This window comes from Stenotrophomonas sp. 82F1, assembly GCF_056861525.1.
The window spans coordinates 35,194-57,205 of record NZ_JBSPUD010000005.1 but is presented as its reverse complement, the minus strand read 5'-3'; the positions used below and the strand labels follow the sequence as shown (position 1 = coordinate 57,205).

At 66.4% G+C, this 22,012-nt stretch carries 19 protein-coding genes; 12 read left to right on the top strand and 7 right to left on the bottom strand.

Going from position 1 to position 22,012, the window contains the following annotated elements; all coding sequences use genetic code 11:
* The first annotated feature begins 30 nt into the window (after nucleotides 1-30).
* The gene (locus AC13GI_RS07900; protein ID WP_482995180.1) at nucleotides 31-477 is read left to right on the top strand and encodes a copper chaperone PCu(A)C; all 447 of its coding nucleotides are present in this window, start codon (nucleotides 31-33) and stop codon (nucleotides 475-477) included.
* Nucleotides 478-529: 52 nt separating this feature from the next.
* Here the strand turns inward: AC13GI_RS07900 and AC13GI_RS07895 are convergent, their stop codons facing one another.
* The 3 genes from AC13GI_RS07895 to uvrA form a co-directional block, all read right to left on the bottom strand.
* The gene (locus tag AC13GI_RS07895) at nucleotides 530-1,255 is read right to left on the bottom strand and encodes an enolase (RefSeq protein WP_099821024.1); all 726 of its coding nucleotides are present in this window, start codon (nucleotides 1,253-1,255) and stop codon (nucleotides 530-532) included.
* An 82-nt stretch (nucleotides 1,256-1,337) separates the two neighbouring features.
* Nucleotides 1,338-1,745, bottom strand: a complete 408-nt coding sequence (locus AC13GI_RS07890) for an acyl-CoA thioesterase (RefSeq protein WP_380655020.1) — start codon at nucleotides 1,743-1,745, stop codon at nucleotides 1,338-1,340.
* A complete protein-coding gene (gene uvrA, locus AC13GI_RS07885; protein ID WP_482995181.1) occupies nucleotides 1,745-4,741 on the bottom strand; it encodes an excinuclease ABC subunit UvrA in 2,997 nt (998 codons plus the stop codon). Before uvrA ends, AC13GI_RS07890 begins: the two co-directional genes overlap by 1 nt.
* A 342-nt stretch (nucleotides 4,742-5,083) precedes the next feature.
* Here uvrA and rplU point away from each other — a divergent pair, with 342 nt between their 5' ends.
* The 4 genes from rplU to obgE are packed head-to-tail and all read left to right on the top strand — an operon-like array spanning nucleotide 5,084 to nucleotide 6,925.
* Complete coding sequence (rplU, locus tag AC13GI_RS07880; RefSeq protein ID WP_004148331.1) at nucleotides 5,084-5,401, top strand: 50S ribosomal protein L21; 318 nt, start codon at nucleotides 5,084-5,086, stop codon at nucleotides 5,399-5,401.
* An 11-nt stretch (nucleotides 5,402-5,412) separates the two neighbouring features.
* The gene (rpmA, locus tag AC13GI_RS07875; protein ID WP_089239574.1) at nucleotides 5,413-5,676 is read left to right on the top strand and encodes a 50S ribosomal protein L27; all 264 of its coding nucleotides are present in this window, start codon (nucleotides 5,413-5,415) and stop codon (nucleotides 5,674-5,676) included.
* 59 nt (nucleotides 5,677-5,735) lie between these two features.
* Nucleotides 5,736-5,873: a hypothetical protein gene (locus AC13GI_RS07870; RefSeq protein WP_157804331.1), complete on the top strand. Its 138-nt coding sequence runs from the start codon at nucleotides 5,736-5,738 to the stop codon at nucleotides 5,871-5,873.
* Nucleotides 5,870-6,925, top strand: a complete 1,056-nt coding sequence (obgE, locus tag AC13GI_RS07865) for a GTPase ObgE (RefSeq protein WP_025873852.1) — start codon at nucleotides 5,870-5,872, stop codon at nucleotides 6,923-6,925. Before AC13GI_RS07870 ends, obgE begins: the two co-directional genes overlap by 4 nt.
* Nucleotides 6,926-7,140: 215 nt before the next feature.
* Here the strand turns inward: obgE and rpsT are convergent, their stop codons facing one another.
* The gene (rpsT, locus tag AC13GI_RS07860; protein ID WP_025873851.1) at nucleotides 7,141-7,410 is read right to left on the bottom strand and encodes a 30S ribosomal protein S20; all 270 of its coding nucleotides are present in this window, start codon (nucleotides 7,408-7,410) and stop codon (nucleotides 7,141-7,143) included.
* Nucleotides 7,411-7,526: 116 nt separating this feature from the next.
* Here rpsT and murJ point away from each other — a divergent pair, with 116 nt between their 5' ends.
* The 7 genes from murJ (at nucleotide 7,527) to AC13GI_RS07825 (ending at nucleotide 17,449) form a co-directional block, all read left to right on the top strand.
* On the top strand, nucleotides 7,527-9,131 hold the full coding sequence (gene murJ, locus AC13GI_RS07855) for a murein biosynthesis integral membrane protein MurJ (protein WP_482995379.1): 1,605 nt from the start codon (nucleotides 7,527-7,529) through the stop codon (nucleotides 9,129-9,131).
* Nucleotides 9,132-9,206: 75 nt separating this feature from the next.
* Nucleotides 9,207-10,154, top strand: coding sequence for a bifunctional riboflavin kinase/FAD synthetase (locus AC13GI_RS07850; protein WP_025873849.1), 948 nt, complete (start codon nucleotides 9,207-9,209; stop codon nucleotides 10,152-10,154).
* A complete protein-coding gene (gene ileS / locus AC13GI_RS07845) occupies nucleotides 10,151-12,982 on the top strand; it encodes an isoleucine--tRNA ligase (RefSeq protein WP_482995182.1) in 2,832 nt (943 codons plus the stop codon). The genes AC13GI_RS07850 and ileS overlap by 4 nt, the downstream gene beginning before the upstream one ends.
* Nucleotides 12,982-13,506, top strand: coding sequence for a signal peptidase II (gene lspA, locus AC13GI_RS07840; protein WP_099821030.1), 525 nt, complete (start codon nucleotides 12,982-12,984; stop codon nucleotides 13,504-13,506). Before ileS ends, lspA begins: the two co-directional genes overlap by 1 nt.
* Before the next feature lie 27 nt (nucleotides 13,507-13,533).
* Entirely contained in the window at nucleotides 13,534-14,484 is a 951-nt protein-coding gene (ispH, locus tag AC13GI_RS07835) for a 4-hydroxy-3-methylbut-2-enyl diphosphate reductase (protein WP_099821031.1), read from the top strand.
* Between the two features lie 419 nt (nucleotides 14,485-14,903).
* A complete protein-coding gene (locus AC13GI_RS07830) occupies nucleotides 14,904-16,787 on the top strand; it encodes a M61 family metallopeptidase (protein ID WP_482995183.1) in 1,884 nt (627 codons plus the stop codon).
* A complete protein-coding gene (locus tag AC13GI_RS07825) occupies nucleotides 16,784-17,449 on the top strand; it encodes a lysoplasmalogenase (RefSeq protein ID WP_380655042.1) in 666 nt (221 codons plus the stop codon). The genes AC13GI_RS07830 and AC13GI_RS07825 overlap by 4 nt, the downstream gene beginning before the upstream one ends.
* Before the next feature lie 80 nt (nucleotides 17,450-17,529).
* Here the strand turns inward: AC13GI_RS07825 and AC13GI_RS07820 are convergent, their stop codons facing one another.
* From AC13GI_RS07820 to AC13GI_RS07810, 3 genes are read right to left on the bottom strand one after another with little or no spacing between them, the layout of a single operon-like run.
* On the bottom strand, nucleotides 17,530-18,234 hold the full coding sequence (locus tag AC13GI_RS07820) for a hypothetical protein (protein ID WP_482995184.1): 705 nt from the start codon (nucleotides 18,232-18,234) through the stop codon (nucleotides 17,530-17,532).
* The gene (locus AC13GI_RS07815; protein WP_482995185.1) at nucleotides 18,231-19,199 is read right to left on the bottom strand and encodes a hypothetical protein; all 969 of its coding nucleotides are present in this window, start codon (nucleotides 19,197-19,199) and stop codon (nucleotides 18,231-18,233) included. The genes AC13GI_RS07820 and AC13GI_RS07815 overlap by 4 nt, the downstream gene beginning before the upstream one ends.
* 45 nt (nucleotides 19,200-19,244) lie before the next feature.
* On the bottom strand, nucleotides 19,245-21,959 hold the full coding sequence (locus tag AC13GI_RS07810; protein ID WP_380655161.1) for a TonB-dependent receptor domain-containing protein: 2,715 nt from the start codon (nucleotides 21,957-21,959) through the stop codon (nucleotides 19,245-19,247).
* Nucleotides 21,960-22,012: the final 53 nt, after the last annotated feature.

The following is a 22,012-nucleotide window of genomic DNA, read 5'->3' as shown; positions in this document are numbered from 1 at the left end:
GGGTCTCGTTGCGAAGAGGGAACTGAGACGATGATAACCAAACCATTCGTTGGCGTACTGTTGGCTCTGTGTGCGGCCGCAGCATCGGCCTCCGCCGCCGAGACGAAGTGCGTCACCGTCGAGCAGGGCTGGGTACGGTTGTTGCCCAACCCGAAGATGGCAATGACTGCCGGTTATGCGGTGATCCGCAACGGCTGCGCCAACGCGGTGGCGATCACCGGTGCACGCAGTGCGACCTTCGGCGATGTGTCGCTGCACGAGACCACGATCGTCGATGGGGTCAGCCGCATGCGTGAGGTCCGGCGCCTGCCATTGGCGCCCGGCGCACGCGCCGTACTGAAGCCCGGTGGCCTGCACCTGATGCTGATGGACGGCTACCGCACCCTGGAGGAGGGGCAGCCTGTGTGGCTGCAGCTGCAGCTGGAAGATGGCACCGAAGTCAGCACGGCGTTGATAGCGCGCAAGGCCGCGCCTTAACGCGGCGCTCGTTCCGCCGGGCCATGCCCGGCGAGCGCGCAGCGCGGTGGGCTTACGACCAGTCGTACGAGAACAGCACCGTGCGGCTTTCCGGCTCGTACAGCATCACGATCGCATCGGCACCAGTGGCGCACCAGTTGTAGCCGGCCACTTCGGCCACGGCGAAGAATTTCCTGCCATCGCGGGTGATGATCGCGCACTCGGCATCGTCCGGCGCATGGCGGTCGTCGGCCGCCTCGGTGAACGCCAGCGCGAAGGCGGCGGGAATCTCCGCGGTTTCAATCCAGTTGCCGGTCGAGATCTGCCCGCCCAGCACATCAAGGTAGGCCTGCTCGCCGGGCTCGCCATCGCCATAGCGCGAATAGCTGGCCAGGCGTCCATGCTGCTGGAAGTACGCGTGTGCCTTGCTGTAGCTCTCACGCATCTCCGTGATGTGCTCCAGCGCGTCGTTGTCCTGCACCTGGTCGCCGATGAAATAGCCCTCCTCACCGAGGAAACGCATGCGGTTGTCGGCGGTCAATTCAAAGGCGATCCAGTTGGTGCCGGTGAACGCGTTGTGGTGTTCTTCGGTGGCTTCGCCGATGCAGCCTTCATAGGGCTCGATCGGACACAGCAGGGTGGCGGCCTGGCCGGCCAGTTCCGGGCGCAGCACGCCGAGGTCGATCTTCAGCAGCGGCAGCAGGTGCTGACCAAGCCAGGCCTGGTCATCGGGGAATACGTCGGCGGGGAAGGGGACCATGCCGGGCAGCAGGTCGCGCAGTTCAGTCTGGTGGATCATGTCAGTCCTTTGATGTGGAACGGTAGCGCCGAGCCATGCCCGGCGGGCCGGTGCCGACCAAGGTCGGCATCTACCAGATGTGTCAGCTCGACGCGTTGCGGATCGCCTCAGGCAGTGGCGCGCTCTTGCCGGTCTGCGTGTCCATCCACACCACCACCACGTTGCCGTCCGAATACAGCTTCGACTCATCCTGCTGGTCGACGATGCGATGACCGATGGTCACGCTGCTGTTGCCCAGGCGCTCGACGAACAGCTCGACCAGGATGTCGTTGGGCCACACGATCGGCAACCGGTAGTTGACGTTGGTGGCAGCCACCACCGGTGCGATGCGGTCGGTCATCGACACGCCTTCCACGCCCAGCATCCAGCGCACGCGCGCCTCTTCCAGGTAGGAGATGTACTTGGCGTTGTTGACGTGGCCCATGCTGTCCATGTCACGCCAGCGCACGCTGATCGGAATGCGGGCCAGGATCTTGTGTTCGCTGCTCATCAGGCGTCCTTCTTCTTCTTGGTGCCGGCCGTGGCGGTCTTGCTGGCCTTGCCGGTGCTCTTGGCGGCGGCGGCCTTCTTGGCCGGCTTCTCGGGCTTCACCTTGCGCGGCGGGCGCGCATCGGGCTTGTTGGCCACGGCGGCGGGCTGGTCCGGTCGCGCAGCAGTGGACGGCAGCATCCGGGCGAGGAACTGGCCGGTGTACGAATCCGGGCATGCGGCCACGTCTTCCGGCGTGCCGGTCACCAGGATGGTGCCACCGCGATGACCGCCTTCCGGACCCAGATCGACGATCCAGTCGGCAGTCTTGATCACGTCCAGGTTGTGCTCGATCACCACCACCGTGTTGCCCTCGTCGCGCAGCTTGTGCAGCACGCCGAGCAGTGCCTCGATGTCGTGGAAGTGCAGGCCGGTGGTCGGCTCGTCGAGGATGTACAGGGTGCGGCCGGTATCGCGGCGCGACAGCTCCTTGGACAGCTTCACGCGCTGCGCTTCACCACCGGACAGCGTGGTCGCGCTCTGGCCCAGCTTGATGTAGCTCAGGCCGACATCGACCAGGGTTTCCAGCTTGCGGGCGATGGACGGTACCGGCTCGAACAGCTTCAACGCATCTTCGACGGTCATTTCCAGCACGTCGTTGATGTTGAAGCCCTTGTACAGGATCTCCAGCGTTTCGCGGTTGTAGCGCTTGCCATGGCAGACGTCGCAGGGCACGTACACGTCCGGCAGGAAGTGCATCTCGACCTTGATCAGGCCATCGCCCTGGCAGGCCTCGCAGCGGCCACCACGCACGTTGAAACTGAAGCGGCCCGGCGAATACCCGCGCGCACGCGATTCGGGCACCTGTGCGAACAGTTCGCGCAGGGGAGTGAACAGGCCGGTATAGGTGGCCGGGTTCGAACGCGGGGTGCGGCCGATCGGCGACTGGTCGATGTCCACCACCTTGTCGAACAGGTCCAGGCCATCGATCTCCTTGTACGGCGCGATCGGGTGCGAGGCGCCGTTGATCTCGTTGGCAGCCAGCGAGAACAGGGTGTCGTTGATCAGGGTCGACTTGCCCGAACCGGACACGCCGGTCACGCAGGTCAGCAGCCCCGCCGGAATGGCCAGGTCCACGCCCTTCAGGTTGTTGCCGGTGGCACCACGCAGATGCAGGGTCATCTTCGGGTTCGGCTTGTGCCGGCGCGCCGGGATCTTGATCGCGCGCTTGCCCGACAGGTACTGGCCGGTCAGCGAACGCGGTGCATCAAGGAGGTCCTGCAGGCTGCCCTGGCCGACGATCTCGCCGCCATGCACGCCCGCGCCCGGCCCGATGTCCAGCACGTAGTCGGCCAGGCGGATCGCATCTTCGTCATGCTCAACCACGATCACCGTGTTGCCGAGGTCGCGCAGGCGGGTGAGGGTGCCCAGCAGGCGCTCGTTGTCGCGCTGGTGCAGGCCGATGGACGGCTCATCGAGCACGTACATCACGCCCACCAGGCCGGCACCGATCTGGCTGGCCAGGCGGATGCGCTGCGCCTCGCCACCGGACAGGGTGTCGGCCTTGCGCTCCAGGGTCAGGTAATCCAGGCCCACATCGACCAGGAAGCCGAGACGCTCACCGATCTCCTTGACGATCTTCGCAGCGATCTCGCCGCGCCAGCCCGGCAGGCTCAGTTCGCTGAAGAACTTCAGCGCTTCATCGATCGGCAGCACCACCAGTTCCGGCAGCGGGCGATCGGCCACGAACACTTTGCGCGCGGCCTTGTTCAGGCGTGCGCCGTTGCACTCGGGACAGGCATGCTCGCTGATGTACTTGCCAAGCTCTTCCTGCACCGCCGCCGACTCGGTTTCCTTGTAGCGGCGTTCGAGGTTGGGAATGATGCCTTCGAAGCGATGCTTGCGCTGGGTGCGGCCACCGGCCTCGGTGAAGTAGGTGAAGGTGATCGCTTCCTCGCCGCTGCCATACAGCACGGCCTGCTGCACCTTGGCCGGCAGCGAGTTCCACGCCGCGTCGGTGTCGAACTTGTAGTGCTTGGCCAGCGAGGCGATCAGCTGGAAGTAATAGGCATTGCGGCGATCCCAGCCGCGCACGGCACCGGCAGCCAGCGACAGCTCGGGATGCACCACCACGCGCGAGGGATCGAAGAACTCGGCCATGCCCAGCCCATCGCAACCGGGGCAGGCGCCCATCGGTGCGTTGAACGAGAACAGGCGCGGCTCCAGTTCGGGCAGCGAGTAGTCGCAGACCGGGCAGGAATACTTGGACGAGAACAGGGTAGGGGTCGCACCGGCGTCGTCCAGCGACTGCACCGACGCCATGCCATCACCCAGCTTCAAGGCCGTTTCGAAGCTCTCGGCCAGGCGCTGCTTGATGTCTTCGCGCGGGCGGAAGCGATCGATCACCGCCTCGATGGTGTGCTTCTGGCGCAGCGCCAGCGGCGGCACCGCATCGATTTCGTACAGCTCGCCATCGACGCGCACACGCACGAAACCCTGCGCGCGCAGCTGGTCGAATACCTGTGCGTGCTCGCCCTTGCGGTCGCGGATCACCGGCGCCAGCAGCATGTAGCGCTGTTCCGGGTCCAGCGTCAGCATGTGGTCGACCATCTGGCTGACCGTCTGCGCTTCCAGCGGATAGCCGTGGTCGGGGCAGCGCGGCGTGCCGACACGTGCGTACAGCAGGCGCAGGTAGTCGTAGATCTCGGTGATCGTGCCGACCGTCGAGCGCGGGTTGTGCGAGGTCGACTTCTGCTCGATCGAGATCGCCGGGGACAGGCCTTCGATATGGTCCAGGTCCGGCTTTTCCATCACGCTCAGGAACTGCCGCGCATACGCCGACAGGGACTCGACGTAACGCCGCTGGCCCTCGGCATAGATGGTGTCGAACGCCAGCGACGACTTGCCCGAGCCGGACAGGCCGGTGATCACGATCAGTTTGTCGCGGGGCAGGTCGAGGTCGATGTTCTTGAGGTTGTGCGTCCGCGCGCCGCGGATGCGGATGAAATCCATCGCCATGGGGAATCCGGTTGTGGGGGCGTGGCTGGGCCGCCGGGCCAGCGATAGGGCGGCAATCGGTCAGCCTACCGAGGTGACCAGATGGGGGCAATGGGCGACAATGCCAGCCCGGTGTCTCACCTCGTGAGACGGCCAGTAGAGCCGAGCCACGCTCGGCTGGCCGGACCCCGAACCGTTCAGCCGAGCATGGCTCGGCTCTACTGAGGGCGGGGGACAGGTCCCCGCAGGCCCCGCCCAGGGGTTGACTTGACCCGTCCGCGGTGGTCCACGTACAATTCCGCTCCTGTCCGCCCTCGACGGCGGCAGTCCATAGACCACAATAACTACAGAGGAAGTCTGGTCATGTACGCAGTACTGGTCACCGGCGGTAAGCAATACCGCGTGGCGCAGGGCGAAAAGCTCCGCATTGAAAAGCTCGAAGTCGAAGTCGGCAGCGAGATCAAGTTCGACAACATCCTGCTGCTCGGCGACAGCGATGGCATCAAGATCGGCGACGCCCTGAGCGGCGCTGCGGTCACTGCCACCGTCCTGTCCCAGGGGCGTGCCGACAAGGTCCGGATCATCAAGTTCCGTCGCCGTAAGCACCACATGAAGCGCCAGGGTCACCGTCAGTACTACACCGAAATCGAGATCACCGGCATTGCCGGTGGCAGCAAGTAAGGAGATAGGTCATGGCACATAAAAAAGGCGTAGGCTCTTCGCGCAACGGTCGCGACTCCAACCCGAAGTACCTCGGCGTCAAGATCTTCGGTGGCCAGGCCATCGAAGCCGGCAACATCATCGTGCGTCAGCGCGGCACCCAGTTCCACCCGGGTTCCGGCGTCGGCCTCGGTCGTGACCACACCCTGTTCGCCCTGACGGACGGCAAGGTGGAGTTCACCGTGAAGGGCCCGAAGAAGCGTCGCACCGTCAGCGTCGTCTCGGTCGAAGCCTGATAAGGCTGCGTCCGGCGCCCATGCCTCGGCATGGCCGTGCTGGATGAAGAGCTCGCTGCATGAAGAGCCCCGCTTCGGCGGGGCTTTTCGTTGGAATCAATGGTAAAACGGGCATCGCCCGGTTGTCGGCCAGCGGCCGGCACTACATCAAGGTGGCGGCGTGCATGCCGCGCCCATCGCAGGCATCGAAACAATGAAACTGGTAGACGAAGCAGAAATCGAAGTGTTCGCCGGCAACGGCGGCAACGGCTGCATTGGCTTCCGTCGCGAGAAGTTCATTCCGCTCGGCGGCCCGGACGGCGGCGACGGCGGTGCGGGCGGCAGCGTGTGGATCCGCGCCGACGAAAACCTCAACACCCTGGTCGACTTCCGCCATGACCGCATCTTCAAGGCGCAGCGCGGCGAGAACGGCATGGGCCGCCAGGCCTATGGCAAGGGTGGCGAAGACATGGTCATCACCGTGCCGGTCGGCACCGTGATCATCAACGTGGCCACCGATGAAATCATCGGCGACCTGACCCAGCATGGCGACCGCCTGCTGGTGGCCAAGGGTGGCCGCGGCGGCCTCGGCAACATGCATTTCAAGAGCTCCACCAACCGCTCGCCGCGCCAGGCGCTGCCGGGCGAGCCGGGTGAAGAGCGCACGCTGAAGCTGGAGTTGAAGCTGCTGGCCGACGTCGGTCTGCTGGGCTTCCCCAATGCCGGCAAGAGCACCCTGATCCGCGCCGTCTCGGCGGCGACGCCGAAGGTGGCCGATTACCCGTTCACCACGCTGTACCCGAACCTGGGTGTGGTGAAGGTGGAAAACTACCGCAGCTTCGTGATCGCCGACATTCCGGGCCTGATCGAAGGTGCGGCCGACGGTGCCGGCCTGGGCGCGCAGTTCCTGCGCCATCTGCAGCGCACCCGCCTGCTGCTGCACCTCGTCGACATCTCGCCGATGGAGGGTGGTGTGGAAGGGGTTTCCCCGGTCGAGCAGGTGCGTGCCATCGAGCGCGAACTGGAAAAGCACGATCCGGAGCTGCTGGCCAAGCCGCGCTGGCTGGTGCTGAACAAGGCTGACCTGATGTTCGAGGACGAGGCCAAGGCCGCCGCCGAGAAGATCGTGGCCGAGCTGGGCTGGAAGGAGCCGTGGTTCCTGGTGTCCGCACTGGGTCGTGAGGGCACGTTCCCGATCATGAGCCGGATCATGGCGTTCTTCGATCGCCAGAAGGAAGACGAGCTCGAGGCGGCCCGCAACGCGCAGTAATGCCTGTTGTGGTTCCCGCGAAAAAACCCGGCTTCGGCCGGGTTTTTTGTGGGTGCCGCTCTTCTGTAAAGCCGAGCCCATGCTCGGCTGCTGTTCGCGCGGCCAGCCGAGCATGGGCTTGGCTCTACAGAAGCGGAAACTGCAGGCAACAAAAAACCCGGCCGAAGCCGGGCTTTTGCGTGCTGCCGGAGCCGGGGCTCCAGCAACCAACCGGATCAGGCGGCCTGGAGGGCCTTGATGCGGTCGTTCAGGCGGCTCTTGTGGCGAGCAGCCTTGTTCTTGTGGATCAGGCCACGCGCGCTGAAACGATCCAGGATCGGCTGGGCAACGGCGAAGGCGGCTTGAGCGCCGGCGGCATCGTTGGCGTCCAGCGCCTTGATCACTTTCTTGACAGCGGTGCGCAGCATCGAGCGCTGAGCCACGTTGCGCGCGTTGCGCACGACGGTCTGCTTGGCGCGCTTCTTGGCGGACTTGATATTGGCCACGGTGGTGGTTTCCTGAAAAATCGGTGTTATGGGAACAGCAAGCTAGCTAGTATGATGGCGTAAGAAATGTACGTCAAGTCGATTGTCAAGAGGGACGTTGAGTGAGTTCACCCAAGATGTTGCGGGGCCTGCTGTCGTTCAGCAGCATGACCATGGTCTCGCGGGTTCTCGGCCTGGTCCGGGACCAGGTGGTGACCTCGACCTTCGGCACCAACGCCATCACCGATGCTTTCTGGGTCGCCTTCAGGATACCCAATTTCCTGCGCCGGCTGTTCGCCGAGGGCTCCTTTGCCACCGCATTCGTGCCGGTGTTCACCGAGGTGAAGGAGACCCGCAGCCACGCCGAGCTGCGTGAATTGATGGCCCGCACCGCCGGCACCCTGGGCGGCGTGCTGATGCTGGTCACCGCACTGGCGCTGATCTTCGCGCCGCAACTGGCGTCGGTCTTCGCCAGTGGCGTCGACACCGACCCTGCCAAGCAGGGCCTGCTGATCGACCTGTTCCGCCTGACCTTCCCGTTCCTGCTGTTCGTCTCGCTGACCGCCCTGGCCGGCGGCGCGCTGAACAGTTTCCAGCGCTTCGCGATGCCGGCGCTGACCCCGGTCATCCTCAACCTGTGCATGATCGCCGGCGCGCTGTGGCTGGCGCCGCGGCTGGGGGGCACACCGGAAAAGCAGATCCTCGCCCTCGGCTGGGCCGTGCTGGCCGCCGGCCTGTTGCAGCTGCTGTTCCAGTTGCCTTCGTTGAAGGGTATCGACCTGCTGACCCTGCCGCGCTGGGGCTGGAACCATCCGGGCGTGCGCAAGGTGATGACGCTGATGGTGCCGACCCTGTTTGGCTCGTCAGTGGCGCAGATCAACCTGCTGCTGGATACCGTCATCGCCGCCAAGCTGACCGATGGTTCGCAGTCCTGGCTGTCGCTGGCCGATCGCTTCCTGGAGCTGCCGCTGGGTGTGTTCGGCGTGGCGCTGGGCACGGTGATCCTGCCGGCACTGGCCCGCCACCACGTGAGCACCGATCGCGAGGGTTTCTCGCGCTCGCTGGACTGGGGGCTGCGCATGACCCTGCTGATTTCGGTGCCGGCCATGCTGGGCCTGCTGCTGCTGGCCGAACCGCTGATCGCGACCATCTTCCAGCACGGCCAGTTCAGCGCCTTCGATACCCGCATGACCGCACTGTCGGTGTACGGCCTGAGTTTCGGCCTGCCGGCGTTCGCCCTGCTGAAGGTGGTGCTGCCGGCCTTCTACGCCCGTCAGGACACCAAGACCCCGGTGCGTGCCGGTGTGGCCGCGCTGGTGGCCAACATGGTGTTCAACTTCGCCCTGCTGGCGGTGCTGTACCAGGTGATGGTGCCGGACGAGCTGAAGGCGCAGGGCGTGATGGCCGCCATCGGCAAGCAACCCGGCCTGCACCTGGCGCTGGGCATTGCCAGCGCGCTGTCCAGTTACCTGAACCTGGGCCTGCTCTGGTACTGGCTGGGCAAGACCGATGTCTACCAGCGCCGGCCGGGCTGGGGCGGTTACCTGCTGCGGCTGCTGGTGGCGTGCACGGCGATGGTCGGCGTGCTGCTGGCCCTGCTGTACTGGCTGCCGGGCTTCTCGTCGATGGGCGTGTGGGAACGGATCGGTGCCCTCGGCCTGCTGGTCGGCGGTGGCGGGCTGACCTATCTGCTGGCAATGGTGGCGATGGGCTTCCGTCCGCGCGACCTGCGCGGGCATTGATCGTGGCTCCCGGCGGCTATACTTCAGGGTTACACCATTGAAACGGCGGGCTTGGGCCGGCCGGAACGAGAGTTGATGAGCAGGCTGTTCAGAAGCGTCGAGGGCGGGGAGCTGTTCCCCAACGGAAGCGTGGTCTGCATCGGTGCATTCGACGGCCTCCACCTGGGCCATCGTGCGCTGGTGCGGCACGCGGTCGCGCGTGCGCGCGCCTTGGGTGTGGCTGCGGTGGCGGTGGCCTTCGAGCCCCTGCCGCGTGAGTTCTTTGCCCAGGGCACGCCGCCGCCGCGGCTGACCCTGGCCCGCAGCAAGGTCGAGATCCTGCACGAACTGGGCGTCGATGCGATCGGCCTGCTGCGCTTCGACGCGGCGATGGCGGCGATGCCGGCCGAAACCTTCGTGCGCCAGCTGCTGGCCCAGCGCCTGAACGCCCGCGAGGTCTGGATCGGGCCGGAGTTCTGTTTCGGCAACCGCCGCCGTGGCGATCTGGCCCTGCTGCAGGCGCTGGGTGCCGAGCTCGGTTTCAGCGCCGGCGAAATCGAAGCGGTCGACCTGCACGGTGATCGCATCTCCAGCACCCGGATCCGCCAGCTGCTGCAGGAAGGCGACTTCGCCCGCGTCGGCGACCTGCTGGGGCGTCCCTACTCGATCAGCGGGCGGGTGGTGCGCGGGCGTCAGCTCGGCCGTACGCTGGGCTTCCCCACCGCCAACCTGCGGTTCCCGAAGACCCCGGCGTTGTCGGGCATCTACGCGACCTGGGTGCACGGGGTGTTCGACCAGCCGTGGCCGTCGGTGTCCAGTTTCGGTACCCGGCCGACCGTGGACGGCGTGGAGCCGCTGCTGGAAGCGCACCTGTTCGATTTCCAGGGCGACCTGTACGGGCGTCACATCGAAGTGGAATTCGTCGCCAAGCTGCGCGATGAAGAGAAATTCAATGATCTGGCGGCGCTGACCGACCAGATGCACCGCGACGCCGAACAGGCGCGTGCCATCCTTTCCGAACATAGATTGCGAGCCACTGCGTGAGCCAGGACTACAAGACCACCCTCAACCTGCCGGCCACCGAATTCCCGATGCGCGGCGACCTGCCCAAGCGCGAGCCGGGCATTCTGGCGCGCTGGGAAGAGCAGGGGCTCTACCAGCAGCTGCGCGACAACGCCGCCGGCCGCCCGCTGTTCGTGCTGCATGACGGTCCGCCGTACGCCAATGCGCGCATCCACCTGGGCCACGCGGTCAACAAGATCCTCAAGGACGTCATCGTCAAGTCGCGCTACCTGGCTGGCTTCGATGCGCCCTACGTGCCGGGCTGGGACTGCCATGGCCTGCCGATCGAAATCGCGGTGGAAAAGAAGTGGGGCAAGGTCGGGGTGAAGCTCGATGCGGTCGAGTTCCGGCAGAAGTGCCGCGAGTTCGCCGAAGAACAGATCGACATCCAGCGTGCCGACTTCAAGCGCCTGGGCGTCACCGGCGACTGGGACAACCCGTACAAGACCCTGAGCTTCGATTTCGAGGCCAATGAGATCCGTGCGCTGTCCAAGATCGTGGCCAACGGCCATCTGTTGCGTGGCGCCAAGCCGGTCTACTGGTGCTTCGACTGCGGCTCGGCACTGGCCGAGGCCGAGATCGAGTACCACGAGAAGACCTCGCCGGCGATCGACGTGGCCTACACCGCGCGTGATGCGCAGGCGGTGGCGCAGGCGTTCGGCGTCAGCCTGCCGGCCGATGTCGAAGTGGCGGTGCCGATCTGGACCACCACCCCGTGGACGCTGCCGGCTTCGCTGGCGGTGTCGCTGGGCGCGGACATCCGCTACGTGCTGGCCGAAGGCCCGGCGCACAACGGCAAGCGCCGTTGGCTGGTGCTGGCTGCTGCGCTGGCCGAGCGCTCGCTGCAGCGCTACGGCGTGGACGCGGTGGTGCTGCACGGTGAAGCCGAAGGTTCGGCGCTGGAAAACCAGCTGCTGGCGCACCCGTTCTACCCGGAGCGCGAGATTCTCGTGCTCAACGGCGAACACGTGTCCGACGAGGACGGTACCGGTGCGGTGCACACCGCGCCCGGCCACGGCCAGGAAGACTACGTTGTCAGCCAGAAATACGGCCTGCTGGACAAGTACAACGCCGGTCAGATCACGCCGATCGACGGCCGTGGCGTGTACCTGGAATCGACCCCGCCGGCCGGCGACGTGGTGCTGGCGGGCCAGCACCTGTGGAAGGCGCAGGAGGCGATCGTGCAGGTGCTGCGCGACAGCGGCGCACTGCTGGCCTTCGTCGAGATCCGCCACAGCTACCCGCACTGCTGGCGGCACAAGACGCCGGTGGTGTTCCGCGCCACCCCGCAGTGGTTCATCTCGATGGACAAGGCCAACCTGCGCAACGATGCGCTGGCCGCCATCGACACCGTCGGCTGGTTCCCGAGCTGGGGCAAGGCGCGCATCCAGAGCATGGTCGACGGCCGCCCGGACTGGACGATCTCGCGCCAGCGCACCTGGGGCGTGCCGATCGCACTGTTCACCCACCGCCAGACCGGCGAGATCCACCCGCGTTCGGTGGAGCTGATGCAGCAGGTGGCCGACCGCGTTGAAGCCGAAGGCATCGACGTGTGGTACTCGCTGGATGCGGCTGAACTGCTGGGCGCTGAAGCGGCCGACTACGAGAAGGTCACCGACATCCTCGATGTCTGGTTCGATTCCGGTGTGACCCATGAAGCGGTGTTGGCCGCGCGTGGCTTCGGCAAGCCGGCCGACCTGTACCTGGAAGGCTCCGACCAGCATCGCGGCTGGTTCCAGTCCTCGCTGCTGACCGGCGTGGCCATCGACAAGCGCGCGCCGTACAAGCAGTGCCTCACCCACGGTTTCACCGTGGACGAGCACGGCCGCAAGATGTCCAAGTCGCTGGGCAACGGCATCGAGCCGCAGGAAATCATGAACAAGCTGGGCGCAGACATCCTGCGCCTGTGGATTGCGTCGGCCGACTACAGCAACGAGATGTCGCTGTCGCAGGAAATCCTCAAGCGCACCGCCGACGCCTACCGCCGCCTGCGCAACACCGCCCGCTTCCTGCTGGGCAACCTGGATGGTTTCGATCCGGCCCAGCACCTGCGCCCGCTCAACGAGATGGTCGCGCTGGACCGCTGGATCGTGCACCGCGCCTGGGAGCTGCAGGAGAAGATCAAGGCGGCGTATGACAACTACGACATGGCCGAGATCGTGCAGCTGCTGCTGAACTTCTGCAGCGTGGACCTGGGCTCGCTGTACCTGGACGTGACCAAGGACCGCCTGTACACGATGCCGACCGATTCGGATGGTCGTCGTTCGGCGCAGAGCGCGATGTACCACATCGCCGAAGCGTTCACCCGCTGGGTGGCGCCGATCCTGACCTTCACCGCCGACGAGCTGTGGGGTTACCTACCGGGCGACCGTGCCGGCCACGTGCTGTTCACCACCTGGTACGAGGGCCTGGCACCGCTGCCGGATGATGCCCAGCTCAACGCCGCTGACTTCGACCAGCTGCTGGCCGTGCGCGAACAGGTGGCCAAGGTGCTGGAGCCGATGCGCGCCAATGGTGCGATCGGTGCCGCGCTGGAAGCGGAAATCACCATCGCCGCCAGCGAAGAGCAGGCCGCGCGCTGGCAGCCGCTGGCCGATGAACTGCGTTTCCTGTTCATCAGCGGTGACGTGCAGGTGCGCCCGGCGACCACCGACGAGGTGTTCGTCAGCGCCCAGCCGACGCAGAAGTCCAAGTGCGTGCGCTGCTGGCACCACCGTGCCGACGTTGGCAGCAATGCCGACCACCCGGAACTGTGTGGCCGCTGCGTGACCAACATCGCCGGTGCCGGCGAAGTGCGGAGCTGGTTCTGATGGCCGCCCCGCGCCCGCATCCGAACGCACTGGTCTGGCTGCTGCTGTCGGCAGTCATCATCGGCCTGGACCAGTGGTCGAAGGCCTGGGTGCTGTCGAGCCTGCCGGAGTTCCAGCCGGTGGTGGTCATCGACGGCTTCTGGAACTGGTACCGCACCTACAACACCGGTGCAGCGTTCAGCTTCCTGAGCGATGCCGGTGGCTGGCAGAAGCACTTCTTCACCGTGCTGGCGATCGCCATCAGCGGCCTGATGGCCTGGTGGCTGCGTGCGACTGCCCGTGGCAACTGGAAGGCTGCCGTGCCGTACGCGCTGATCATCGGCGGTGCGATCGGCAACGTGATCGACCGCCAGGTGCATGGTCACGTGGTGGATTTCATCCAGTGGTACGTCGGCGAGCATGTCTGGCCGTCGTTCAACATTGCCGATTCGGCCATCGTGGTGGGTGCCATCGGCATCGCCCTGTTTGGCCTGTTCGACGGCAAGTCCGCCAAAAAGGCGGATAATGCCAACCCGAAACCGTAAGCCGGCCGCTGCCGGGAGACTGAACTGATGGATGTGCTGCTCGCCAACCCGCGTGGTTTCTGTGCCGGTGTCGATCGTGCGATCGAGATCGTCAAGCGCGCGATCGAAACGCTCGGCGCGCCCATCTATGTCCGCCATGAAGTGGTGCACAACCGCTTCGTGGTCGACGACCTGAAGCAGCGCGGCGCGATCTTCGTCGAAGAACTCGACGAAGTGCCGGACAACAACACCGTCATCTTCAGCGCCCATGGCGTTTCCCAGGCCGTGCGCCAGGAAGCCGAGCGTCGTGGCCTCAAGGTGTTCGACGCCACCTGTCCGCTGGTGACCAAGGTCCATTTCGAAGTCGCCCGCCACTGCCGCGCCGGCCGTGACGTGGTGCTGATCGGCCATGCCGGTCACCCGGAAGTGGAGGGCACGATGGGCCAGTGGAACCGCGAAGCGGGCACCGGCCAGATCTACCTGGTCGAGGACGTGGAGCAGGTGGCCACGCTGCAGATCAACCAGCCGGAAAACTTCGCGTACACCACCCAGACCACGCTGTCGGTGGACGACACGCGTGGCATCATCGATGCGCTGCGCGAGCGCTTCCCGGCGATGCAGGGGCCGAAGAACGACGACATCTGCTACGCCACGCAGAACCGCCAGGACGCTGTGCGCGACCTGGCCAAGCGCTGCGACCTGGTGCTGGTGGTCGGTTCGCCGAACAGCTCCAATTCCAACCGACTGAGTGAGCTGGCCCGCCGTGAAGGCGTGGAGAGCTACCTGATCGACGGTGCGCACGAGATCGACCCGGCCTGGGTGGTGGGCAAGCAGCACATTGGCGTGACCGCTGGTGCCTCGGCACCGCAGGTGCTGGTCGATGGCGTGCTGGCGCGTCTGGCCGAGCTGGGGGCTTCCGGTATCGGTGAGCTGGACGGCGAGCCGGAATCGATGGTGTTCGCGCTGCCGAAGGAACTGCGCCTGCGCCTGGTCGACTGACCGGGAAGAGCTTCATCCACGCATGGCGTGGATCTACCGATGGGCCTGCCGGTTTATTGCGATGGCGCATCTGGTGGGTGTGAACCTTGGTTCGCACGGCTTCGGGATGCAGGTCATCCACGCATGGCGTGGATCTACCAATGGGTCTCCCGGTTTATTGCGATGGCGCATCTGGTGGGTGCGAACCTTGGTTCGCACGGCTTCGGGATGCAGGTCATCCACGCATGGCGTGGATCTACCCGGTACTCCTCCGCTTTCCAGTAGATCCACGCCATGCGTGGATGCTGTCAGTCTTCGCCAATGCTCCGATCAGGCTTTGCCGCATCAGGTCGGTGCACTGGCAACCATGACCTTCGGCCATGGGGCTCGGCACCTCACAGGCCTAGCATCGAGGAATCCTCTGCTGCTGGAACCTGCCGATGAAAACCCGTGCCCTGGTGATGTCCGTGCTGTTCGCGCTGGCGGCCACGCCCGCGCTGGCGCAGACCCCGCCACCGGGTGATGCCGCCGCCCCGGGCCTGCTGCGCATCGATGTCGACGCGCGCGACCTGGCCCGGCGCATCTTCAAGGTCACCGCCACCGTGCCAGCCAAGCCCGGTCCGCTGACCCTGCTGTACCCGCAGTGGATTCCCGGCAACCATTCGCCCACTGGCCCCATCGACAAGCTCGCCGGCCTGCGGGTGACCGCCAACGGCAAGCCGTTGGCCTGGCAGCGCGACCAGTTCAACGTATACGCGTTCAAGGTGGAGGTGCCGGCGGGTGTGAGCGAGATCGTCGCCCACTTCGATTTCCTGTCTTCGCAGGGTGGAAGCCAGGGCCGGGTGGTGATGACCCCGGAAATGCTCAACCTGCAGTGGAATGCCAATTCGCTGTATCCGGCCGGCGTGGACGCGCGCAACCTGCAGGCGCAGGCCAGCGTGACGCTGCCCAAGGGCTGGGCCTATGCCACCGCGCTGGAGACCGCGCGCCGCGATGGCGACACCGTGGTGTTCAAGCCGATTTCCTATGACCACCTGGTCGACTCGCCGCTGTTTGCCGGCGAGCATCACCAGCGCATCGACCTCGATCCCGGCGCGAAGGCACCGGTGCACCTGAACGTGTTCGCCGACGATGCCAAATCACTGAAGCCAACCGATGCGCAGCTGAAGGTGCATCGTGCGCTGGTGCAGCAGGCCGACAAACTGTACGGCGCGCGTCACTACGATCACTACGAATTCCTGCTTGCCCTGACTGATCGCCTCGGCGGCATCGGGCTGGAGCACCATCGCTCCAGCGAAAACAGCGCCGACCCGGGCTATTTCACGGAGTGGGACAGCAACGCGTGGATGCGCGACCTGCTGCCGCATGAGTACACCCACTCGTGGAACGGCAAGTACCGTCGCGGTGCCGATCTGGCCACGGCCAACTTCAACACGCCGATGGGCGACAGCCTGCTGTGGGTGTACGAAGGCCAGACCCAGTTCTGGGGCCAGGTGCTGGCCGCGCGTTCCGGGCTGTGGACCATCGAGCAGGCGCGCGACATGCTCGCGAACGTGGCGGCAACCTATGACCGCGGGCGCCCGGGCCTGGCTTGGCGTCCGCTGCAGGACACCACCAACGACCCGACCATCGCCCAGCGCCGCACGTTGCCGTACCGCAACTACCAGATGAGCGAGGACTACTACTCCGGCGGGCAGATGCTGTGGCTGGAGGTAGAGGGCAAGCTGCGGGGGCTGACCGGCAACCGTCGCAGCCTGGATGATTTCGCGCGTGCGTTTTTTGGCGTCGGCAACGGCGATTGGGACGTCAATCCGTACACCTTCGACGACGTGGTGGCGACCTTGAACGGCATCGCGCCGTACGACTGGGCCAGCTTTCTGCGCCAGCGCCTGGACGGGCACGGATCGCTGACCGGCGGCCTGGAACTGGCGGGCTGGAAGCTGGTCTACCGCGATGCGCCAAACGAGGCCTACAAGGCACAGGAAAAGCGCGCGAAGGCGGCGCTGCTGGCCTATTCGCTGGGAGCGACGGTACTCGACAGCGGCGTGGTCGGTGATGTGGTCTGGGACAGCCCGGCGTTCAATGCCGGCCTGGCGCCGGGCATGAAGGTGATCGCCGTTGGTGGTCGCGAATACAGCAGCCAGCGCTTGAAGGACGCGGTGGCTGCGGCGGCCACTGACAAGGCGCCGATCACACTGCTGGTCAAACAGTTCGACCGCATCGATACGATGAAGATCGACTACCACGGCGGCCTGCAGTATCCGGTGCTGGAACGCATCAGCGGCCGCCCGGATCGCCTTGCAGAGCTGTGGAAGGCGCGATGAGCCTGCGTACGCGCGATGGGCTGATCCTGGTGGTGGCCGTGCTGGCCATCGTCGGCGCCTACCTGGACGGCGACGGGCGTTGGCTGCACTGGTTGGCCAAGCCGGCGACCACGCTGCTGATCGCCGCCATCGCCTGGCAGGCGCGGCCGGTAGCGGATGCGTTCTACCGGCGCGCGGTGCTGGCCGGCATGCTGTTGTCCTGCGTGGGCGATATCGCGCTGATGCTGCCGATCGACGCGTTCGTGCCGGGGCTGGTTGCCTTCCTGCTGGCGCATCTGTGCTACATCGCTGCGTTCCGTGCCGGCCTGCGCGCAGGTCGCGGATTGCTCGCAGCGTTCGTGCTGCTTGCCGCATTCGCTTCGATCAACGTCGCCGGCCTGTGGCCGCATCTGCCGCTGCCGATGCGCCTTCCGGTGCTGGCCTACGTCGTGGTACTGGCTGCCATGGCAGTGCTGGCGCTGGCGCGTTACTGGAAGCGGCCGCACGCCGATGCGTTGGAAGCAGGCAGCGCGCGTTGGGCCGCCTCCGGCGCATTGCTGTTCGTGGCCAGCGATTCGTTGCTGGCGTGGGATCGTTTTGGCGGTGGCCTGCCGTTGGCCAGCCTGCTGGTGCTGTCCACGTACTACGCCGCGCAGTACGCCATCGCCCGCTCGGTGCGATAGCAGAAAAGGGGACGGAGGGGATCAAGTCGCTTTGGCCATCGTCGCGCCACTTGCGACCTGATCCCCTCCGTCCCCTTTTTCTACTGCAGGTTGCCCTTGGCGTCGTAGCGCAGGCGCACGGTCTGGCGGTCGCCCGCCACTTCATCCGGCAACCACACCAGCTTGCCGCCCTTGCGGATGACCACATACACATGGCCGACCTGGGCCGGCGTACGCATCAGGGCATTGCGCTGCTCCTGCAGGGCCTGCGTCACCCGTGGCACGGCATCGAAATCGATGTTGGCCAGTGCGGTGCTGCTGCGGCGCAGGGTGATGGTGGGTGCGAACTGCTGCGGATTCACCGCGTCGCCCTTGCGCCACTGCCCGCGTTGGTAGTGGTAAGCATCCACATGGCCCGGCTGCTGTGGGTCGACCAGGTCGATGTCGATGCGACCGTCGTCATGGAAGTGGATGCTGTGGAAAACGACCAGGCGTTCGCCGGCCAGTCCGGGCATCGCTTCCAGCGCCTGCCTTGCAGCCTGCAGGCGCTCGCTGTCGAGCAGCAGGTTGGGCCGTGCCCGCCCGGGCACGCGCATCGGTTCGAAAGCTGCCCGTGGCGTGGCGATGGCCGCCGTACGCAACGGTTGTTCCCAAGGATGTTGCTGAGTTGCATCCGCAGGCGCGGTCGATGCGGCGCCGCGCAGGGTCGCATCAACGGTCTGTAGTGCACCGCCCGCCGTGGCGACGCCGGCCAGGGCCAGCACCACGCCGGCGAACACCAGCGGTGTGGACACGGGCCGCTTCACGCGTCCTCCATGCGCACGCTGCGGCGATCATCCGGGTCGTACAGAATGTCGACCTGCCCGCGAGGAATGTTGGCCAGGTCAAGCAGCGCAACGAAGCGGCGCACGCTGGCCTGCTGCACGTTGCCCTCGCGGTCGAGATATTCCAGCTGGAACTCCACCTGCGGTTGTTCGTTGACGTAGGTACCGGTCTGGCGCACATCGAGTACCCGCGCTTCGGCAGCGATACCGCGGTACTTGAGCGCTTCGCCGCGCGCGTCGATCTGCAGCGTGCCGGCCAGCAGGCGCGCCAGCAGGCGCAGGCCGATCAGGTAGCTGCACAGGACCAGTGGGCAGATCAGCAGTGGGTGACCGAATCCGAGGAACGTCCAACCCATGCCATCGCTCTGCAGGCGGTAGGCCATGACGTACGCAGCAGCGACCACGACGATGCCGACCAGGCCGCCGATCGCGCGGCGCCACAGGCTGGCGCGGTCCAGTTCCGGCTGCGCTCCTTCCAGCATCAGGTTGGGTGGGGTGCCCGGCGTGCGGCTGAGCAGCACATCCAGCTGTCTGTCCACGGCAAAACGCTGCAGCTGTGGCTTGCTGTCGACCACGACCAGCGTTTCGGTGATCGGCGTGCCGGACAGGTTGTCGAAGGCCAGTTGCAGCCGCCACTGCGCGAAGCCGCGCACCTGCACGCCAGTCTGTTCGGCCTGCTCGATGCGCGCGCTGCGTGGCTCGCCGTTGGCGAGGATGCTGCGTACGCGTTGCAGTGCGCGCGGTGGCGCCAGCAGCAGGTAATGCAGGAAGGCGTACAGCAGCACCAGCCACAGCGCCAGCGACGTCGCCAGCAGGCCAAGCGCCAACCATGGCGCGCTGCGGTCGCCCAGGTCCATCGGCCAGCTGGTGCCGTAATAGAGCAGGCAGGGGAAGGGCAGCGCGAAGAACAACATGAGCGCGCCCAGGAACCAGAGGTAGGCTTTCATGACTCGCCTTCGACGCCGTGGAACAGGCGGCGTAGGGTACTACGCTCAGCGGAATTGCAGGGTCAGCAGGAAGTAGCGCCCCAGCGGATCGTCCAGTCCGGCCATCTGCCCGCCGCTGCCGACAAGGTAGTTCACCGGCCGCGTATCGAGCAGGTTGTGCACGTCCAGAGCGGCAATCACGCGTGGGCTCAGCCGGCGCGCCAGGTGCAGGTTCCAGCGCAGCTGCGCGGGGTTCATGCAGCGGCGCTGGTCATGCTGCTCCTGCGTGCATGCTTCACCGGCCAGCCATGCGCGGGTGCGGCCGACGCGGTTGCCACGCAGGGCGATGTCCCAGGAAGGGTTCTGCCACTGCACGTTGAGAATGCCCGCGTTCGCCGGCGTGGCATGCCCGCGCAGGTCCACCGATTCGCCATGGCTGCGATCACGACGCAGTTCCTGCTGCTTCAACGCATCCAGCGAGAACAGCCATTGCCCGTTGCGGCCGGCATCCACCCGGTACTCGCCACGCAGTACCCAGTTGCGTGAGGTGGTGCGGCCGATGTTGTCGAATGACAGGCGAAGATCACGCAGGCGGCCCTGCTCATCCAGCTCCCAGGTACCGGGATTCCACAGCGCATCGCTGGGTTGCAGGGCAAGGATCTCGTTGCGCAGTTCGACGATGTTGTGGGTCAGTGACAGCGAGAACGCATCGCTCGGTGTCCAGCTGGCAGCCAGCGAGTGGCTGCGCGAGGTCTCCGCTTTCAGTGCATCGTTCTCCACCACCTCTACTTCCACCGCGCAGCCGCCACCGCGCAGCGGGCGCGCGCACGGCGGCAGGGAAGCCGATGCGGGCAGGGGATACAGGCCGAAGTAGCCCGGCGGTCGCCGCCGCTCGAAGATGCTGGGCGCGCGGTAGCCGCGGCCACTGGCCAGCAGGAACGACCAGTGCGGGCTCGGACTCCAGCGCAGGCCGGCACGCGGCGAGAATGCGGTGTCACTGCCATCGCGGTCCAGCCGCGCAGCCACGTCCAGGCGCAGCGTCGGCGCCAACGGCAGGCCCAGTTCGGCGTAGGCGGCGTTGCTTTGCCGGGTCAGCCGGCGCTGCTCCAGCGGCAGGCCCAGGGCCAGCTCACCCTTGCCCAGCAGCGGATCGGGCAGCGACGTCCAGCGCTCGCGGCGCAGGTCGATACCGGTGGCCAGCTGTGCCGCACCGCCTGGCAGTGTCATCAGGGTGCGCTGCATGCCCCACCAGCCCTGCCACTGTTCGGTACGACCGCGGTTGTGGATGGCCGGAAACAGCTCGTCTGCCAGCCCCGGCGGCAGGGTGGAAAAACCGGGCAGGAAATCCAGCGTGCGTGCGGCCTCCAGCAGGCGCTCGCTGCGCACGGTGCCTTCGGTGCGCAGGTCCACCTGGCTGCGCTGCGCGCTGAGGCCGGCATCCCAGCTGCGGCCGGTGCGCTCGCGGCCCATGCCGAAACTGACGTCGCCTTCAGTGGCATGCACGCGCGGGCGCACTTCGCCGCCTTCCTGCAGGACCACATTGAGGATCGCGCCACGGCTGAAATTGAGGGCGACGGCGGTCGGGCCCAGTTCAAAACGCTGGCGGTTGTGGCTGGCGCGTGCTTCCACATAGGCGTAGCGTCCGTCACCGCGCTCGTGGCGATAGCGCAGGTAGCCGGACAGCGTTTCCGATGCCGGCTGCAGCGAGCGCGGGCGGGCGTTGTCGAACCAGCAGCCGTCGTCTTCGCGCTGCAGCGGCGGATGGCACTGCGTGGCCGGGTAGTAATCGCCGTTGCCCAGGATCAGCCCGATCGGGTACAGCGAGGTTTCCGCATGCCAGTCGCGCTGGTCACCGGCCACATGCTGCAGGCGATGCAGGTCGACGCCGGCGAACCAGCGGTCGCCACCTTCGCGCACGCCACCCGTTGCCGCCTGCAGCCGGTACTGATCGCCGTCGCCACGGCTGCTGACACCCGACTGCAGCGTAGCTTCCGGCCCCTCGGCCTGGTCACGCAGGATGATGTTGACCACGCCGGACATCGCATCGGCGCCGTAGATGGCCGACGCGCCGCCACGCACCAGTTCGATGCGCTCGACGAAGCTGAGCGGAATGCCACCCAGATCGGTCAGCCCGCCTTCTTCCAGCGAGACCATTGGATAGCGCGGCAGGCGCCGGCCATTGACCAGGAACAGGGTCGCGCGCGGGCCCATGCCATCCAGGCTGGTGGTGGCCGCTGCGCCGACCGGCAGGTACAGCGAATCGCCACTGCGCGAGGTGCTCAGGGGCGGGTGGCCGTTCATGCCGGGCAGGTGGCGCAACAGGTCGAACAACGTGCCGTAGCCGCTGCGCAGGATGTCTTCGCGGTCGATCACCGTTACTGGGAGCGTGGTCTGCACGGAGGTGCGCGGCAACCGGCTGCCGGTGACATGGATCGGCGCCAGCTCCACCTGCACCGGCTTCGGTGGCGCCGGCGGCGGTGGCCGCTGTACCGGCTGCGCGACCACGTCGGCTGGCGCAGCATGCCGGCGCACCACGAATCCGCCGCTGGGTGTCTGCAGGATGTTCACCGGCATGCCGGCGACGAGCTGCTTCAGCGCAGCGGCCGGCGCCAGCGAGCCGGCGACGCCGCCGCTGCGCAGGTCGGTCAGCTCACGCGCGTCGAATACCAGGGCGATGCCGCTCTGGCGCGCCCATTGCTGCAGGGCCGGCGGCAGGGCGCCGGGAGCGATCCGGTAGTCGACCTGCCTGACGGCTTCTGCTGACGCCGCCGTTGCCGTCACGCCCGGCACCAGCACAACGCACAGCAGGGCCTGCAGCAGGCCCCACCGAAGCG

Excerpts from the sequence above, each read along its gene's own strand:
- murJ (WP_482995379.1), top strand. The coding sequence starts at position 7,527 with ATGTTGCGGGGCCTGCTGTCGTTCAGCAGCATGACCATGGTCTCGCGG.
- AC13GI_RS07815 (WP_482995185.1), bottom strand. The coding sequence starts at position 19,199 with ATGAAAGCCTACCTCTGGTTCCTGGGCGCGCTCATGTTGTTCTTCGCG.
- AC13GI_RS07900 (WP_482995180.1), top strand. The coding sequence starts at position 31 with ATGATAACCAAACCATTCGTTGGCGTACTGTTGGCTCTGTGTGCGGCC.
- rplU (WP_004148331.1), top strand. The coding sequence starts at position 5,084 with ATGTACGCAGTACTGGTCACCGGCGGTAAGCAATACCGCGTGGCGCAG.
- ispH (WP_099821031.1), top strand. The coding sequence starts at position 13,534 with ATGGATGTGCTGCTCGCCAACCCGCGTGGTTTCTGTGCCGGTGTCGAT.
- AC13GI_RS07870 (WP_157804331.1), top strand. The coding sequence starts at position 5,736 with ATGAAGAGCCCCGCTTCGGCGGGGCTTTTCGTTGGAATCAATGGTAAA.
- AC13GI_RS07895 (WP_099821024.1), bottom strand. The coding sequence starts at position 1,255 with ATGATCCACCAGACTGAACTGCGCGACCTGCTGCCCGGCATGGTCCCC.
- obgE (WP_025873852.1), top strand. The coding sequence starts at position 5,870 with ATGAAACTGGTAGACGAAGCAGAAATCGAAGTGTTCGCCGGCAACGGC.
- uvrA (WP_482995181.1), bottom strand. The coding sequence starts at position 4,741 with ATGGCGATGGATTTCATCCGCATCCGCGGCGCGCGGACGCACAACCTC.
- AC13GI_RS07825 (WP_380655042.1), top strand. The coding sequence starts at position 16,784 with ATGAGCCTGCGTACGCGCGATGGGCTGATCCTGGTGGTGGCCGTGCTG.
- lspA (WP_099821030.1), top strand. The coding sequence starts at position 12,982 with ATGGCCGCCCCGCGCCCGCATCCGAACGCACTGGTCTGGCTGCTGCTG.
- AC13GI_RS07850 (WP_025873849.1), top strand. The coding sequence starts at position 9,207 with ATGAGCAGGCTGTTCAGAAGCGTCGAGGGCGGGGAGCTGTTCCCCAAC.
- AC13GI_RS07890 (WP_380655020.1), bottom strand. The coding sequence starts at position 1,745 with ATGAGCAGCGAACACAAGATCCTGGCCCGCATTCCGATCAGCGTGCGC.
- rpmA (WP_089239574.1), top strand. The coding sequence starts at position 5,413 with ATGGCACATAAAAAAGGCGTAGGCTCTTCGCGCAACGGTCGCGACTCC.
- AC13GI_RS07830 (WP_482995183.1), top strand. The coding sequence starts at position 14,904 with ATGAAAACCCGTGCCCTGGTGATGTCCGTGCTGTTCGCGCTGGCGGCC.